This is a genomic window from Variovorax sp. P1_G12 (assembly GCF_056405555.1).
On the sequence record NZ_JBFUBW010000001.1, the window covers coordinates 48977 to 63859 of the forward strand.

Below are 14883 nucleotides of genomic sequence, written 5' to 3' on the forward strand. Positions count from 1 at the left end.
AAGACTCAGAGCGTTGAAATGTCGAAGAGGCGGACGCCCGCTTGCGGCGCCGCCTGGATGAGTTGCTCGTCGAAGGTGGCGAGCGGAAGATCGAGCGAGCGTGCGAGCCACAGATAGCCCGCGTCGTAGAGCGAGACACCGGCGTCGATGGCCACGGCGAGCACGGCCTTGTGCTGGGCCGGCGCCAGTTCGTGCAGTTCGACGCGGTGGCGAATGGCGTCGAGCACGCTCCACAGCCCTTCGACCGCGGACGGCGGAATGCGGCCGCTGCGCACGCCGTTGGCGAGGATGTTGGCGCACTCCCATTGCCACGCATTGGGCGCCTGCGGCTCGACCTCGTCGCGGCGGATGGCAGCGTAGAGCCTGCGCGTGTGTTCGCTGGCCTGATCCGGCAGCAGCCAGGCCGAAGTGACCGAGGCATCCATGACGAAGGCCGTCACGCTTGGCGCCCTTCGTCACGCAGGGTACGCACGGCGGGGCCCGGCTTGATGGTCGCGTGCAACGCGTCGATCTGGCCCAGTTCGCGCGCGATCTGTTCGTCGGTGATGACCGGCTTGCGCCGCACCGGAAGCATGCGCACGACTTCCTTGCCGTGGCGTGTGATGCGCACTTCCTCGCCCTTCTCGACCAGGTCGATCAGGGCCGAGAAGTTGTTCTTGGCTTCAGCGATGCCGAGGGATTGCATTTGGGCCAGAAAAAAATGATCTGGCCCAAATTCTAATGCCAATCTGGCCCAACTTCAATTATCTGGCCAGATTGAGCTCAGGCCGGCGCCGGGCCGCCCCAAGGCGGCCTGCGGCCCCCTCGGGGGGCAGCGACCACACGAAGTGAGGGAGCGTGGGGGCCATCCAGGCCGGCGCCGGGCCGCCCCAAGGCGGCCTGCGGCCCCCTCGGGGGGCAGCGACCCACACGCAGTGGAGGAGCGTGGGGGCCTTTCACTCAGCCCGGTAGTTTGGGGCTTCCTTGGTGATCTGCACGTCGTGCACATGGCTCTCGCGAATGCCCGCCGTGGTGATCTCGACGAACTCGGCCTTGTTCTTCATGTCCTCGATCGTGGCGCAGCCGCAGTAGCCCATGCTGGCGCGCAGCCCGCCGGACATCTGGTAGACGATCGACACCATCGAGCCCTTGTACGGCACGCGGCCCTCGATGCCTTCCGGAACCAGCTTGTCGGCGTTCGGATTGCCGGTGCTCGATTCCTGGAAGTAGCGGTCGGCGCTGCCCTGCTGCATCGCTCCGATCGAGCCCATGCCGCGGTAGCTCTTGTAGCTGCGGCCCTGGAACAGCACGATCTCGCCGGGCGCCTCTTCGGTGCCGGCGAACATGCCGCCCATCATCACGGTGCTGGCGCCGGCCGCGATGGCCTTGGCGATATCGCCCGAATAGCGCACCCCGCCGTCGGCGATCAGCGGCACGCCCGTGCCCTGCAGCGCGGTGGCGACGTTGTCGATCGCCATGATCTGCGGCACGCCCACGCCGGCCACGATGCGGGTGGTGCAGATGGAGCCCGGGCCGATGCCGACCTTGACCGCGTCGGCGCCGGCATCGGCCAGCGCGCGCGCGGCATCGCCGGTGGCGATGTTGCCGCCGATGACGTCGACCTGCGGGTAGTTGTTCTTGACCCAGCGCACGCGCTCGATCACGCCGGCATGGTGGCCGTGCGCGGTGTCGACCACGATGGCGTCGACGCCGGCCTTGACCAGCGCCTCCACGCGCTCCTCGGTGCCCGCGCCCGCGCCCACCGCGGCGCCGACGCGCAGCCGCCCGCTGGCATCGCGCGCCGCGTTCGGGAAGCTGGTCTGCTTGGTGATGTCCTTGACGGTGATCAGGCCCTTGAGCTCCCAGGCCTCGTTGATCACCAGCAGGCGTTCGAGCTTGTGCTTGTTGAGCAGCGCCTTGGCGTCCGCCAGCGTGGTGCCGTCGGGCACGGTGATGAGCCGGTCGCGCTGGGTCATGATCTCGCTGACCGGCACGTCGTAGCGGCTCTCGAAGCGCAGGTCACGCCCGGTGACGATGCCGACCACCTTGCCGGCGTCGCAGACCGGGAAGCCCGAAATGCCGAGCTGGTCCGACAGCGCCATCACCTGGCGTACGGTGTGGGTCGGGGTGATGACCACCGGGTCGCGCAGCACGCCGGATTCGTAGCGCTTCACCTTGGCCACCTGCGCCGCCTGCTCGGCGGCCGTGAGGTTCTTGTGAACGATGCCGATGCCGCCTTCCTGCGCGATGGCGATCGCGAGACGGGCTTCGGTCACGGTGTCCATCGCCGCGGAAACCAGCGGCAGATTGAGCGTGATGTTGCGGGAGAGCCGGGTGGCGAGGGAGGTGTCCTTGGGCAGGACTTGGGAGAACGCTGGCACCAGCAACACGTCGTCGAAGGTGAGCGCTTTGCCGAGAAGGCGCATGGGTGAGGCTCCAAAAGGTGGATTGTAACGATGGCCCGGGGTCCGGGCAGCCGAAGGGGCTCCCGCTTTCCGGCTGGCATGGGGCCCCAGGCACGACCCAATGCCACCCATGCGTTGCAAAAACGCCAGTAGGCTGGTTGCAAAACGTAAGGCAGCGCTAAACTTCCGCCCATGAAATTCGCGCAGCTGCTCCTCGTCGGGTCCGTGTTCCTGCTGCCCCTGGGTGCGCAAGCCCAATGGCAGTGGCTCGACAAGGACAACAAGAAGGTCTTCAGCGACCAGGCGCCGCCGCCCGAGGTGCCGGAAAAGAACATCCTGCGCCGGCCCGGCCCGCCGGCCAAGCGACTGAGCTTCAGCGCACCGCCGGCGGCAACCGAAGTCGCGGCCGCCCCTGCGGCCGACGCGCAGCCGCCTGCGCCCGCGCCCGCCAGCAGCGCCAAGGGTGCCGGCGTCGACAAGGAACTCGAAGAGAAGGCGCGCAAGGCCGAAGAGGCCGAAAAGGCCAAGCAGGCGGCCGAGGCCCAGAAGTTCGCGCAGGCCAAGGCCGAGAACTGCAACCGGGCGCGCCAGGGCAAGGCGACCATGGACAGCGGCATCCGCGTGGCGCGCGTCAACGCCCAGGGCGAACGCGAGATCATGGACGACGCCGCGCGCGCGAGCGAGCAGCAGCGCCTTCAATCCATCATTGCGTCCGACTGCAAATAGCGGCGGCTAGGGGCCCTAGCTAGGGGCCCCTAATATCCGGCTTTACCGCCTTTTCGGCGGCGCGCAAAGAGGCCCGTGCCGCGTGCGCCCTGCTGGCGGAATCGCTCGCGCCGCGCCACCTTCGGGTCCACCGTGAGCGGGCGGCACAGTTCGACGCGGTCGAGGTCATTCACGCAGTGGGTCCATTCGACCGCCCTGCCCCAGATCCCCGGTGTCATCGAGGCCCAGTCGAGGTGCGGGAACGCCTGCGACAGGCCGCTCGCGAGCACCGCGTCGCGCACCGTCGCGCCGTCGGCCAGTTCGAGAACCTGCTCGAAGGTCTCGCGCGGCGCCGGCGAGCAGGCCACCGTGATCCTGGGCATCAGGCAGCGCCGTAGGCCTGCTCGGCGCGCTTCACGAAGGCCTCCACCAGGTTCGAGGCGACCTTGTCGAACACCGGACCGACCAGCGCCTGCAACGCGAAGTTGCTGAAGCCGTAGCTCAGGTTGAGCTCGACCCGGCAGGCGCGCTCGCCGTCTTCGCCGACCGGCGTGAAGGTCCAGATGCCGTCGAGGTTCGAGAAAGGCCCGTCGACCAGCTTCAGATGCACCTCGCGGCCCGCCACATGGGTGTTGCGGGTGGTGAAGCTGTGATGGAATCCGCTGAATGCGAGGCCGACCTCGGCCGTCATGCCGAGCTCGTTCTGCTCGATGACCTTGGAGCGATCGCACCACGGCAGGAACTCGGGATATTTCGCCACATCGGTGACGAGCGCGTACATCTCTTCGGCGCTGTACCAGATAAGAACGGACTTGTGGACTGTTTTCATAGAATCGGCACCGCGTGCGCGACGGATTGTATTGAAGCCATGCAGCCCTCACCTGGAACACCATGGCCACGAAAAAGAAACAAGACCCCTCCTCCCGCATCGCCGACAACAAGAAGGCGGCCTACAACTATTTCTTCGAGGAACGCTTCGAGGCCGGCATGGTGCTCGAAGGCTGGGAGGTCAAGTCGCTGCGCGAAGGCAAGGTGCAGCTGACCGACGGCTACGTCGTCATTCGCGACGGCGAGCTCTACGTCATCGGCTGCCAGATCAACCCGCTGCACTCGGCCTCGACGCACGTCAATCCGGATTCGGTGCGTACCAAGAAGCTGCTGCTGCACAAGGAGCAGATCCGCCGCTTGATCGGCAAGGTCGAGCAGAAGGGCTACACGCTGGTGCCGCTGAACCTTCACTGGAAGGCCGGCAAGGTCAAGTGCGAGATCGCGCTGGCCAAGGGCAAGGCGGAGCACGACAAGCGCGACACCATCAAGGATCGCGAAGGCAAGCGCGAGGTCGAGCGCGCCATGAAGAGCCGCAGCCGTTGAAGATTATTTCGAGGCGCATGGAATAAACGCCGTGCCGGCGGCGTTCGTGTAGCAGGTACACCCATGGATCAACGCGCCCTCGTCTCCCACATCCCGAGCCTGCGGCGCTACGCCCGTGCGCTGACCGGTGATGCCTGGGCGGCCGACGACCTGGTGCAGGACACGCTGGAGCGCGCCTGCGGCAAATGGCGGCTCTGGATCCTGGGCACCGACCTGCGGGCCTGGCTCTTCACGATCATGCACAACCTGTTCGCGAGTCAGCTCCGGCGTGCGCCGGCGCTCGCTCCGGTCGACCTCGACGACGTGGCGCACGAGCTGCGCGCCGTCGACTCGCAGCGCGACCAGGCGATCGATCTGCAGCGCTGCCTGCTGCTGCTGCCGGAGGATCAACGCGCGGTGCTGCTGCTGGTGGCGCTCGAGGATCTTACGTACGCCCAGGTCGCGAAGGTGCTCGGCATTCCCGCCGGCACCGTCATGTCGCGGCTGTCGCGGGCACGCGCGCGCCTGCAAGCGCTGATGGACGAGGTGCCGACGGTGTCGAACCGCACCGCCTTGCACCGGATCAAGTAACCGGCTTTCTGACATGCACGTCCCCCCTCCGCCCACCGACGCAGACCTGCACGCCTGGCAGGCCCAGCGCGACGCGTTGCGCCGGCTGCATCGCGAGGTGCTCGACGAGCCCGTCCCCGCCGCGCTGCTGCAAGCCGCGGGACAGGCCCCCGGGCGGCGTCCGGCTGAGAGGCGCTGGCTGCGCTGGGGCGGCATGGCGGCCGCCGTGGCAATCGCCTTCGGTGCCGGCTGGATGGGCAATTCCCACTGGCTGCGAGCGACCGGCGACCCGGCTCGCCTGGCCGGCTCCGCACCCGGCACCTTCGAGTTCGTGCATGCGGCGGCCGTCGCGCACGCGGTCTACTCGCCGGAAAAAAGACATCCGGTCGAGGTGGCGGCCGCCGAGCAGCAACACCTGATCCAGTGGCTCTCCAGGCGCCTCGACCGCCCATTGAAGCTGCCCGATCTGTCGGCCCAGGGCTACACGCTGGTCGGCGGCCGTCTGCTGCCGGGCAGCCAGGGCCCCAGGGCACAGTTCATGTTCGAACACGCCGGCGGCGAACGGGTCACGCTCTATGTCGGGAGCCTGGCCGAGGCGACAGCGTCCGGGTCGGGCGAGACCGCCTTCCGATTCGCGACCGAGGGGCCGGTGGCCAGCTTCTACTGGGTCGATCGCGGCTTCGGCTACGCTCTGGCCGGCGCGCTGCCGCGCGACGCATTGCTGGGCCTCGCCACCGTGGTGTACCGGCAGCTCGACAGCGGCGGCGGATAGACTGCCCGGGCTGCATTCCGAATTTTTTTAACCGAAGGAGAAATCTTCATGAAACTGCTCAGCGCCTCGATTCTTGCCGTCGCCCTGCTCGCCGGCTGCGGCAGCATGTCCAGCAAGGCGCCGGACACTCCGACCCGCACCGCCGACGGCGTGCTGATCGGCCCGACCGGCATGACGCTCTACACCTTCGACCGCGACGTCGTCGGCAGCGGCAAGTCGGTCTGCAACGGTCCCTGCACCACCGCCTGGCCGGCACTGAAGGTGGCCGACGCCGCCAAGCCGATGGGCGCCTACACGATCATCGTGCGCGACGACGGTAGTAAGCAGTGGGCCTACAAGGGCGCACCGCTCTACTACTGGTCGAAGGACACCAAGGCCGGCGACAAGACCGGTGACGGCTTCAACGGCGTCTGGAAGGTGGCTCGCCCCTGAGTCAGACGGCGCGCCTGATCGGCGCGTCCATGCGAAAGGCCGGCCATGCGCCGGCTTTTTTTCATGGGAGGCTCAGTGCGCCGTGGGCAGGGCCCGCCTGGAGGCTTCGCGCCGGTCGCGAAGGCCCAGCAGCTCGTTGAAGACCAGCGCGCCGATCACCAGTGCGCCGCCGGTCAACACGCTGGGCTCGGGCTTCTCGCCCGCTCCGATCCAGGCCAGCGCGATGCCGAAGATCACTTCCAGCAAGGCCAGCAGTGCGACCTCGGGGGCCTTGAGCACCCGCGCGCACAGCACCGAGAGCACACAGGGAATCGCGAGCTGGAACAGCCCGAGAAAGGCCAGCAGGCCGAGGTCGCGTGCATTGGCCTGGAACGGCCAGGCCAGCGGCAGCGTGACGAGCGTGGAGATCACCGCACCGATCAGCACCGCCGGCACCAGGTCGATGTCGTGGCCCTTGGCATGGGCATGCTGCACCACGGTCCAGTTGCAGGCGCCGGCCAGCGGCACGCACAGCGCCACCAGGGTGCCGAGCAGTTGCCCCTCGCCGAGCTGGGTGCCGTACATCCAGCCGATGCCGAGGCCGGCCACGACGATGGCCGCCCAGGTCCGCGCCGGCAGCTTGTGGCCGATGAAGATCCTGGCGCCGAGCGCCGTCAGCAATGGGCCCAGTGCCATCGTCACCAGCACGTTGGCGACGCTGGTGAGCGTGAGCGCGACCATGAAGGCCGTGAACATCACGCTCCAGCAGACGCCGGAGATCCACAGCTCGCGCCCGCCCTGGCGAATCTTCGAGAACACCGCGCGGCCCTGCCAGAGCGGCAGGATCACGGCCAGCGACAGCAAGGTGAAGAAGCTGCGCCAGAAGGTGACCTCGAAGCTGCGCGCATGCTCGAGGTGCCGCGTGACGACGCCGGCCGTGGCCCACATCAGGGTCACGACGACCATCAGCCAAACGGCCCGTCCATGAGTCAGCCTGGCCCCCACGCTCCCCACTTCGTGTGGTCGCTGCCCCCCGAGGGGGCCGCAGGCCGCCTTGGGGCGGCCCGGCGCCGGCCTGGACCCAGGTTTGCCCATGGCCTTCGAACTCAGTCGCGCGAAGCGCGCTTGCGCTCGTGTTCCTTCAGGTAGCGCTTGCGCAGGCGCACGCTCTTGGGCGTGATCTCGACCAGTTCGTCGTCCTCGATGAACTCGACGCCGTATTCAAGCGTGAGTTCGATCGGTGGCGTGATCTTGATCGCATCTTCCTTGCCCGAGACCCGGAAGTTGGTCAGCTGCTTCGTGCGCGTGGCATTGACCACCAGGTCGTTGTCGCGGCTGTGGATGCCGACGATCATGCCTTCGTACACCGGATCGTTGGCGCGCACGAACATGCGGCCGCGATCGTCCAGCTTGCCCAGCGCGTAGGTGAAGATCTCGCCGTCGTCCATCGAGATCAGCACGCCGTTCTTGCGGCTGCCGATCTCGCCCTTGAACGGTTCGTACTTGTCGAAGATGTTCGAGATCAGGCCCGAGCCGCGCGTCAGGTTCAGGAATTCGTTGGTGAAGCCGATCAGGCCCCGAGCCGGAATGCGGTACTCGAGGCGCACGCGGCCGCGGCCGTCCGGTTCCATGTTGACCAGTTCGCCCTTGCGTTCGCCCAGCGCCTGCATCACGCCGCCCTGGTGCTGATCCTCGATGTCGGCCGTGACCAGTTCGATCGGCTCGTGCTTCTCGCCGTTGATCTCGCGGAACACCACGCGCGGCTTGGACACGGCCATCTCGAAGCCTTCGCGGCGCATGTTCTCCAGCAGGATGGTCAGGTGCAGTTCACCTCGGCCCATGACCTCGAAGATGCCTTCCTCGTCGGTCTCGCTCACGCGCAACGCCACGTTGTGCTGCAGTTCCTTTTGCAGGCGGTCCCAGATCTGGCGGCTGGTGACGTACTTGCCTTCGCGGCCGGCCAGCGGGCTGGTGTTGACGCAGAAGTTCATGGTCAGGGTCGGCTCGTCGACCTTGAGCATCGGCAGCGGTGCCGGGTTCGACGGGTCGGTCACGGTGACGCCGATGCCGATGTCGGAGATGCCGTTGATCAGCACGATCTCGCCCGGGCCGGCCTCGGTGGCCTGCACACGCTCCAGGCCCTGGAAGGTCAGCACCTGGTTGACGCGGCCCTTGACGGTCTTGCCGTCCGGGCCTTCCATCACCACCACGTCCATCATGGGCTTGATGGTGCCCTGGCTGATGCGGCCGACGCCGATGCGGCCGACGAAGGTCGAGAAGTCGAGCGCGGAGATCTGCAGCTGCAGCGGCGCCTTCGGGTCGCCCTTCTGCGCCGGCACGTGCTTCAGGATGGTGTTGAACAGGGCCGACATGTCGGGACCCCACTGCTCACCCTGGGCACCCTCTTCCATCGACGACCAGCCATTGATGCCCGAAGCGTAGACCACGGGGAAATCCAGCTGTTCATCCGTGGCGCCGAGCTTGTCGAACAGGTCGAAGGCCGCGTTGACCACATGGTCGGGGCGCGCGCCGGGCTTGTCGACCTTGTTCACCACCAGGATCGGCTTCAGACCGAGGGCCAGGGCCTTCTTGGTCACGAAGCGGGTCTGGGGCATCGGGCCTTCTTGCGCGTCGATCAGCAGCACCACGCCGTCCACCATGCTGAGCGCACGCTCCACTTCGCCGCCGAAGTCGGCGTGGCCGGGGGTGTCGACGATGTTGATGTGCGTGCCTTCCCAGGTCACGGCGCAGTTCTTGGCCAGGATCGTGATGCCGCGCTCTTTTTCGATCGCGTTGTTGTCCATCACGGTGTCGACCACTTTCTCGTGTTCGGCGAAGGTGCCGGACTGGCGCAGCAGTTGGTCGACCATGGTGGTCTTGCCATGGTCCACGTGGGCGATGATGGCGATATTGCGAATCTGTTGGGTCATGGTGTCGCTTCGGTCAAAAGTAATGTCTGCTGGATTTCGATGGGGCTCAGCAGCCGCCCCGGGATCAGTTCGCCGGCCTTCACGTGGGCCGTGCCCAGGAAAGCCTCGGGCTGGTTGCCGAACACGGCCACGGCCTGCGCATCGGCCCAGTTGCCGCGCCGGCGCAGGCCGGACAGGAAGCGCCCGGCATCTTCGGCGCCGAGCGTGACGCGCGTGTGATCGGCCACCAGGGCTTCGGTCGGCAGCAGGCAGGCCAGCCGCTCGTCCTCGTCCATGGCTTCGAGCGCTTCGAGCGTCACGCATTGCGAGGCGTCGAAGCCGCCGGTGGCGGTGCGGCGCAGCGCGGTCAGGTGGGCGCCGCAGCCCAGCGCCTCGCCGATGTCCTCGCCGAGGGTGCGGATGTAGGTGCCCTTGCTGACGGTCGCCTGGATGCGGATGTCGATGTCGGAGGTCGATGCGAGCGCGAGCTGGTAGACCACGAGGTCGCGCGGTGCCCGCTCGACCTCGATGCCTTCGCGCGCGTATTCGTACAGCGCGCGGCCGTCCTTCTTGAGCGCGCTGTGCATCGGCGGCACCTGGCGGATCGGGCCGGTGAACTGCGCCTGCACGCGCGCCAGGTCCTCCACGCCCACGGCGACCGGCCGCTCGGCAATGATGTCGCCCTCGGCATCGCCGGTGGCGGTCTTCACGCCCAGGCGGGCGCTGGCCTCATAGGTCTTGTCGGCGTCGAGATGCAGCTGGCTGAACTTGGTGGCGGCGCCGAAGCACAGCGGCAGCACGCCGGTGGCGAGCGGGTCGAGCGTGCCCGTATGACCCGCTTTTTCGGCGCGAAGCAACCACTTGGCCTTCTGCAAGGCCTGATTGCTGGAGAGACCCAGCGGTTTGTCGAGCAGCAACACCCCATGCACAGGGCGCCGCTGCACCCGTGTGCGTGGCGCGTTCATCTTCAGTCGTCTTTGGAACGTGAAGCGACGGCCTGCGCGATCAGCGCATTCATGTCGGCCGCACGTTCGGTCGTGCGGTCGAACTGGAAATGCAACGTCGGCACCGTATGGATGTGCAGGCGCTTGAACAGGCCGTTGCGCAGGAAGCCCGCGGCCTGGTTCAGGGCTTCGGTGGTCTCGACCGGATCGCCCACGAGCAGGCTGAAAAAGATCTTCGCGTGCGCATAGTCGGGCGTGACCTCGACCGCCTGGATCGTGACCATGCCCACCCGCGGGTCCTTGAGTTCGCGCGCGATCAGTTCCGTCAGATCGCGCTGGATCTGGTCGGCCACCTTGAAGGCGCGGTTCGGGGCTGCGGCTTTGCGTTTGGGCATGGTCAGCGTCGCTTCGTTCGCTTACAGCGTCCGGGCGATTTCCTTGATCTCGAAGAACTCCAGGTGATCACCTTCCTTGATGTCGTTGTAGTTCTTGAGCTTGATACCGCACTCGAAGCCTTCGCGCACTTCGCGCACGTCGTCCTTGAGCCGCTTGATCGAGTCGACTTCGCCGGTGTAGATCACCACGTTGTCGCGCAGCAGGCGGAAATGCGCGCTGCGGTTGACCAGGCCCGAAGTGACCATACAACCCGCGACCGTACCGATCTTGGAGGCCACGAACACGGTGCGGATCTCGGCCGAACCGATGATCTCTTCGCGCCGCTCGGGAGCCAGCATGCCGGACATCGCGACCTTGATGTCGTCCACAGCGTCGTAAATGATGCTGTAGTAGTGCAGTTGCACGCCGTTGCTTTCGGCCAGCTTGCGCGCACCGGAATCGGCGCGCACGTTGAAGCCGATCACGATGGCCTTCGATGCGATCGCGAGGTTGATGTCGCTCTCGCTGATGCCGCCGACGCCGGCGTACACCATCTGCACCTTGACCTCTTCGGTCGCCAGCTTGAGCAGCGACTGGGCCAGCGCTTCTTGCGAACCCTGGACGTCGGCCTTGATGATGATCCGCAGCGTCTGCACTTCGCCCGCCGACAGGTCGGTGAACATGTTCTGCAGGTTCGCGGCCTGGGCCTTCGCCAGCTTGGTGTTGCGGAACTTGCCGGCCCGGTAGGTGGCGATCTCGCGCGCACGGCGCTCGTCGGCCATCACCATGAACTCGTCGCCGGCTTGCGGCACTTCGGTCAGGCCCTGGATCTCGACCGGGATCGACGGACCCGCGGTCTTGATGGTCTTGCCGTCTTCGTCGAGCATGGCGCGCACGCGGCCATAGGTCGAGCCGGCCAGCACCACGTCGCCGGTCTTGAGCGTGCCGGACTGGACCAGCACGGTCGCGACCGGGCCGCGGCCCTTGTCGAGTTGGGCTTCGATCACCAGGCCCTTGGCGGCGGCATCCACCGGCGCCTTGAGTTCCAGCACTTCGGCCTGCAGCAGCACTTGTTCGAGCAGGTCGTCCACGCCCTGCCCCGTCTTCGCGGAGACCGGCACGAACGGCACGTCGCCGCCGTACTCTTCAGGCACGACTTCTTCGGCCACCAGCTCCTGCTTGACGCGGTCGAGGTTGGCATCGGGCTTGTCGACCTTGTTGATCGCGACCACGATCGGCACACCCGCCGCCTTCGCGTGCTTGATGGCTTCCTTGGTCTGCGGCATGACGCCGTCGTCGGCCGCCACCACCAGGATCACGATGTCGGTCGCCTGGGCACCGCGGGCACGCATGGCGGTGAACGCCTCGTGGCCCGGGGTGTCGAGGAAGGACACCATGCCGCGCTCGGTCTGGACGTGGTACGCCCCGATGTGCTGCGTGATGCCGCCCGCTTCGCCCGCGGCCACCTTGGCGCGGCGGATGTAGTCCAGCAGCGAGGTCTTGCCGTGGTCGACGTGACCCATGACGGTCACGACGGGTGCGCGCGGCAGGGCTTCTGCCTGCGTTGCCGAGACGTCCTCGTCGGTGAAGGCTTCCGGATCGTCCAGCGCGGCGACCACGGCCGTGTGGCCCATGTCTTCCACGATGATCATCGCGGTGTCCTGGTCCAGCGACTGGTTGATGGTCGCCATCTGGCCGAGCTTCATCAGTTGCTTGATGACTTCCGACGCCTTGACGGCCATCTTGTGCGCGAGTTCCGACACCGTGATGGTTTCGGGCACATGCACTTCGAGCACGCGCGCCTCGACCGGTGCGGCCGGCATGCGCTCTTCCTGGCCTCCGCGGTCGTTACCGCGGCGGCCGCGCGGGCCTCCGCGCCAATTGCCGCGACCGACGCCGCCGCTGGCATCGCCGCGGGTCTTGATTTCCTTCTTCTTGGCCGTGTCGCCAGCCCAGCTCGACGAGAGCTTGGCCGACTTGACTTCCTTGCCGGCGCCGGGCGCAGCGGCAGCGCCGGGCGCAGCGGGCGCACCGGGACGGGCCGGCGGCGCGGTCGGCTTGTGCAGCGTGCCCTTGACCGCGGCCTTTTCGGGCACGGGCTTCTCGGGCGCCTTGTGCGGCACCAGCACGCGCGCCGGTGCATTCATCATGGCGCGGATGGCTTCGGCTTCGGCCAGCGCCTTGCGGCGGCGTTCGTCGAGGTCCTTGGCGCGGGCGGCTTCCTCGTCGGCGCGGGCCTTCGATTCGGCGGCGGCCTTGGCCTTGGCGTCGTCCTTGGCTTGCGTCGCGGCGGCTTCGGCGGCGGCCTTGCGGTCGGTCACGGCCGGCGCTTCCTCGGGTGCTTCGGGCGCACCTTCGGTCACCGTGGCGGCGGCAGCGGCCTCGGCGGCCTTCTTGCTGGCGGCCTTGGCCTCCTGCTCGGCCTGCTCGGCGCGCTCGACCTTCTCGCGTTCGCGGGCTTCGGTTTCTTCGCGCAGGCGACGCTTCTCGGCCAGTTCTTCTTCCTGGCGACGGATCAGTTCGGCCTGGCGGCGAGCGTCTTCCTCGCGACGGGCGAGTTCGGCTTCGTCGATCTGGGGCGCTGCGGGCGCGGCGGCGGGCGCTTCGGCTTCAGCGGCCGCAGTCGCCTCGGACACCGCCGGGTGGCCTTCGTCGCGCTGGATGAAGGTGCGCTTCTTGCGCACTTCGACCTGAATCGTGCGGGCGCGGCCGGTGGCGTCGGCCTGCTTGATCTCGCTGGTCGATTTCTTGGTCAGCGTGATCTTCTTGCGCTCCGGCTCGACGGTGCCGTGGCTGGCCTTCAGGAAGCCGAGCAAGCGCTGCTTGTCGGCCTCGCTGAGCGCATCGGTGGCGGCCTGCTTGGGCACGCCTGCGCTCTTGAGCTGGTCAAGCAGGGTTTCGGGAGTCTTCTTGAGTTCGTTCGCGAACTCGGCGACAGTGGTACTGGACATATTGGTTTCGTGCCTCCATGACCGTCACTCTTGGCCAGCGAACCAGTGTTCGCGGGCTTTCAAGATCAGGTTCTTGGCCTCATCGGCGGTTTGGCCGGTGATTTCGGTGAGTTCATCGACCGCAAGGTCGGCCAGGTCGTCACGGGTGTGGACACCCGCCTCGGCCAATTTGGGAATGAGGGCCGGATCGAGTCCGGCGAGGTCGCGCAGATCCTGCGAGACGCTCTCGACGTTTTCTTCCCGGGCGATTTCCATGGTCAGCAGCGCATCCTTGGCGCGCGACCGCAGTTCGTTGATCGTGTCTTCGTCGAAGCTCTCGATCTCGAGCAGCTCGGAGATCGGCACGTAGGCCACTTCCTCGAGGCTGGTGAAACCTTCGGAGATCAGGATGTCGGCGATTTCCTCGTCGACGTCGAGCTTCTCCATGAACAGCTTGCGGCTGGCATCGGTCTCGGTCGCCTGCTTCTGGGCCGACTCGTTGGCGTCCATGATGTTGATCTTCCAGCCGGTCAGGTCGGAGGCGAGCCTCACGTTCTGACCGCCACGGCCGATCGCGATCGCGAGGTTTTCCTCGTCGACCACCACGTCCATCGCATGCTTTTCCTCGTCGACCACGATCGACGAGACATTGGCCGGCGCCAGGGCGCCGATCACGAACTGGGCCGGATCCTCGCTCCACAGCACGATGTCCACGCGCTCGCCGGCGAGCTCGTTGGTGACCGCGTTGACCCGGGTGCCGCGCACGCCGACGCAGGTGCCGATCGGATCGACCCGCTTGTCGTGCGAGAGCACGGCGATCTTGGCGCGCGAACCGGGGTCGCGGGCGCAGCTCTTGATCTCGAGCAGGCCCTGCTCGATCTCGGGCACTTCCTGGCGGAACAGCTCGATCATGAACTCGGGGGCCGAGCGCGACAGGATGATCGGCGCGCCGCGCAGCGTCAGGTCGACCTCCATGATCATGGCCCGCACGCGGTCGCCGTTGCGCAGGTTTTCCTTGGCGATCATCTCGCTGCGGCGCAGGCGCCCTTCGACCCGGCCCGCTTCAACGATGATGTCGCCCTTGTCCAGGCGCTTGACGGTGCCGGTGAAGATCTTCTCGCCGCGCGACATGAAGTCGTTGAGCAGCATCTCGCGCTCGGCGTCGCGGATCTTCTGCAGGATCACCTGCTTGGCGGCCATCGCGCCGATGCGGCCGATCGGCACCGAGTCCACCGATTCCTCGATGTACTCGTCGACCTCGATGTCGGGCATCTCTTCCTTGGCTTCGAACAGCAGGATTTCCTGGTCGGGCAGCTGCAGGCCGGCCTCGTCGGGAACCACGTGCCAGCGACGGAAGGTCTCGTAGTCGCCGCTGTCGCGGTCGACGGCGACGCGAATGTCCACGTCGCCCTGATAGAGCTTCTTGGTGGCTTGCGCCAGGGCGGATTCGACCGCGCCGAAGACAACGTCACGTTCGACGTTCTTCTCGCGCGAGATCGCATCCACCAACATCAACATTTCGCGATTCATGCC

At 66.9% G+C, this 14883-nt stretch carries 16 protein-coding genes; 5 read left to right on the forward strand and 11 right to left on the reverse strand.

What is annotated here, in order from left to right; genetic code table 11:
* Positions 1–5: 5 nt before the first annotated feature.
* The 3 genes from AC1D2O_RS00250 to guaB form a co-directional block, all read right to left on the reverse strand.
* A complete protein-coding gene (locus AC1D2O_RS00250) occupies positions 6–425 on the reverse strand; it encodes a type II toxin-antitoxin system VapC family toxin (protein ID WP_478093292.1) in 420 nt (139 codons plus the stop codon).
* Positions 426–436: 11 nt separating this feature from the next.
* Complete coding sequence (locus AC1D2O_RS00255) at positions 437–685, reverse strand: type II toxin-antitoxin system Phd/YefM family antitoxin (protein WP_478093282.1); 249 nt, start codon at positions 683–685, stop codon at positions 437–439.
* Between the two features lie 250 nt (positions 686–935).
* On the reverse strand, positions 936–2405 hold the full coding sequence (guaB, locus tag AC1D2O_RS00260) for an IMP dehydrogenase (RefSeq protein ID WP_478093284.1): 1470 nt from the start codon (positions 2403–2405) through the stop codon (positions 936–938).
* 171 nt (positions 2406–2576) lie between these two features.
* Between guaB and AC1D2O_RS00265 the strand changes: the two genes are divergently transcribed.
* Positions 2577–3110: a DUF4124 domain-containing protein gene (locus tag AC1D2O_RS00265; protein ID WP_478093286.1), complete on the forward strand. Its 534-nt coding sequence runs from the start codon at positions 2577–2579 to the stop codon at positions 3108–3110.
* Between the two features lie 29 nt (positions 3111–3139).
* On the opposite strand, the gene AC1D2O_RS00270 is transcribed toward AC1D2O_RS00265, so the two are convergent.
* Positions 3140–3472: an RnfH family protein gene (locus AC1D2O_RS00270; RefSeq protein WP_478093288.1), complete on the reverse strand. Its 333-nt coding sequence runs from the start codon at positions 3470–3472 to the stop codon at positions 3140–3142.
* The gene (locus AC1D2O_RS00275) at positions 3472–3918 is read right to left on the reverse strand and encodes a type II toxin-antitoxin system RatA family toxin (RefSeq protein WP_478093289.1); all 447 of its coding nucleotides are present in this window, start codon (positions 3916–3918) and stop codon (positions 3472–3474) included. The genes AC1D2O_RS00270 and AC1D2O_RS00275 overlap by 1 nt, the downstream gene beginning before the upstream one ends.
* Positions 3919–3980: 62 nt before the next feature.
* Between AC1D2O_RS00275 and smpB the strand changes: the two genes are divergently transcribed.
* The 4 genes from smpB to AC1D2O_RS00295 all read left to right on the forward strand — a co-directional run bounded on the left by smpB (position 3981) and on the right by AC1D2O_RS00295 (position 6213).
* Positions 3981–4460: an SsrA-binding protein SmpB gene (gene smpB, locus AC1D2O_RS00280; protein WP_478093290.1), complete on the forward strand. Its 480-nt coding sequence runs from the start codon at positions 3981–3983 to the stop codon at positions 4458–4460.
* A 63-nt stretch (positions 4461–4523) separates the two neighbouring features.
* Positions 4524–5030, forward strand: a complete 507-nt coding sequence (locus AC1D2O_RS00285) for an RNA polymerase sigma factor (RefSeq protein ID WP_478155900.1) — start codon at positions 4524–4526, stop codon at positions 5028–5030.
* Positions 5031–5043: 13 nt separating this feature from the next.
* A complete protein-coding gene (locus AC1D2O_RS00290) occupies positions 5044–5781 on the forward strand; it encodes an anti-sigma factor family protein (RefSeq protein ID WP_478094004.1) in 738 nt (245 codons plus the stop codon).
* Between the two features lie 48 nt (positions 5782–5829).
* Positions 5830–6213, forward strand: a complete 384-nt coding sequence (locus tag AC1D2O_RS00295) for a COG4315 family predicted lipoprotein (protein WP_478094002.1) — start codon at positions 5830–5832, stop codon at positions 6211–6213.
* Between the two features lie 72 nt (positions 6214–6285).
* Here AC1D2O_RS00295 and AC1D2O_RS00300 read toward each other — a convergent pair whose 3' ends face one another.
* The 6 genes from AC1D2O_RS00300 to nusA all read right to left on the reverse strand — a co-directional run bounded on the left by AC1D2O_RS00300 (position 6286) and on the right by nusA (position 14880).
* On the reverse strand, positions 6286–7158 hold the full coding sequence (locus AC1D2O_RS00300) for a DMT family transporter (protein WP_478094001.1): 873 nt from the start codon (positions 7156–7158) through the stop codon (positions 6286–6288).
* Positions 7159–7298: 140 nt separating this feature from the next.
* A complete protein-coding gene (gene typA, locus AC1D2O_RS00305; protein WP_478155902.1) occupies positions 7299–9122 on the reverse strand; it encodes a translational GTPase TypA in 1824 nt (607 codons plus the stop codon).
* Positions 9119–10066, reverse strand: a complete 948-nt coding sequence (gene truB, locus AC1D2O_RS00310; protein ID WP_478155904.1) for a tRNA pseudouridine(55) synthase TruB — start codon at positions 10064–10066, stop codon at positions 9119–9121. The genes typA and truB overlap by 4 nt, the downstream gene beginning before the upstream one ends.
* 2 nt (positions 10067–10068) lie before the next feature.
* Positions 10069–10440, reverse strand: a complete 372-nt coding sequence (gene rbfA / locus AC1D2O_RS00315; RefSeq protein WP_478094026.1) for a 30S ribosome-binding factor RbfA — start codon at positions 10438–10440, stop codon at positions 10069–10071.
* Positions 10441–10461: 21 nt separating this feature from the next.
* Positions 10462–13371, reverse strand: coding sequence for a translation initiation factor IF-2 (gene infB / locus AC1D2O_RS00320; RefSeq protein ID WP_478155906.1), 2910 nt, complete (start codon positions 13369–13371; stop codon positions 10462–10464).
* 24 nt (positions 13372–13395) lie between these two features.
* Positions 13396–14880 (reverse strand): transcription termination factor NusA, encoded by a 1485-nt coding sequence (nusA, locus tag AC1D2O_RS00325; protein ID WP_478088682.1) that lies wholly within the window; start codon positions 14878–14880, stop codon positions 13396–13398.
* Between the last annotated feature and the right edge of the window lie 3 nt (positions 14881–14883).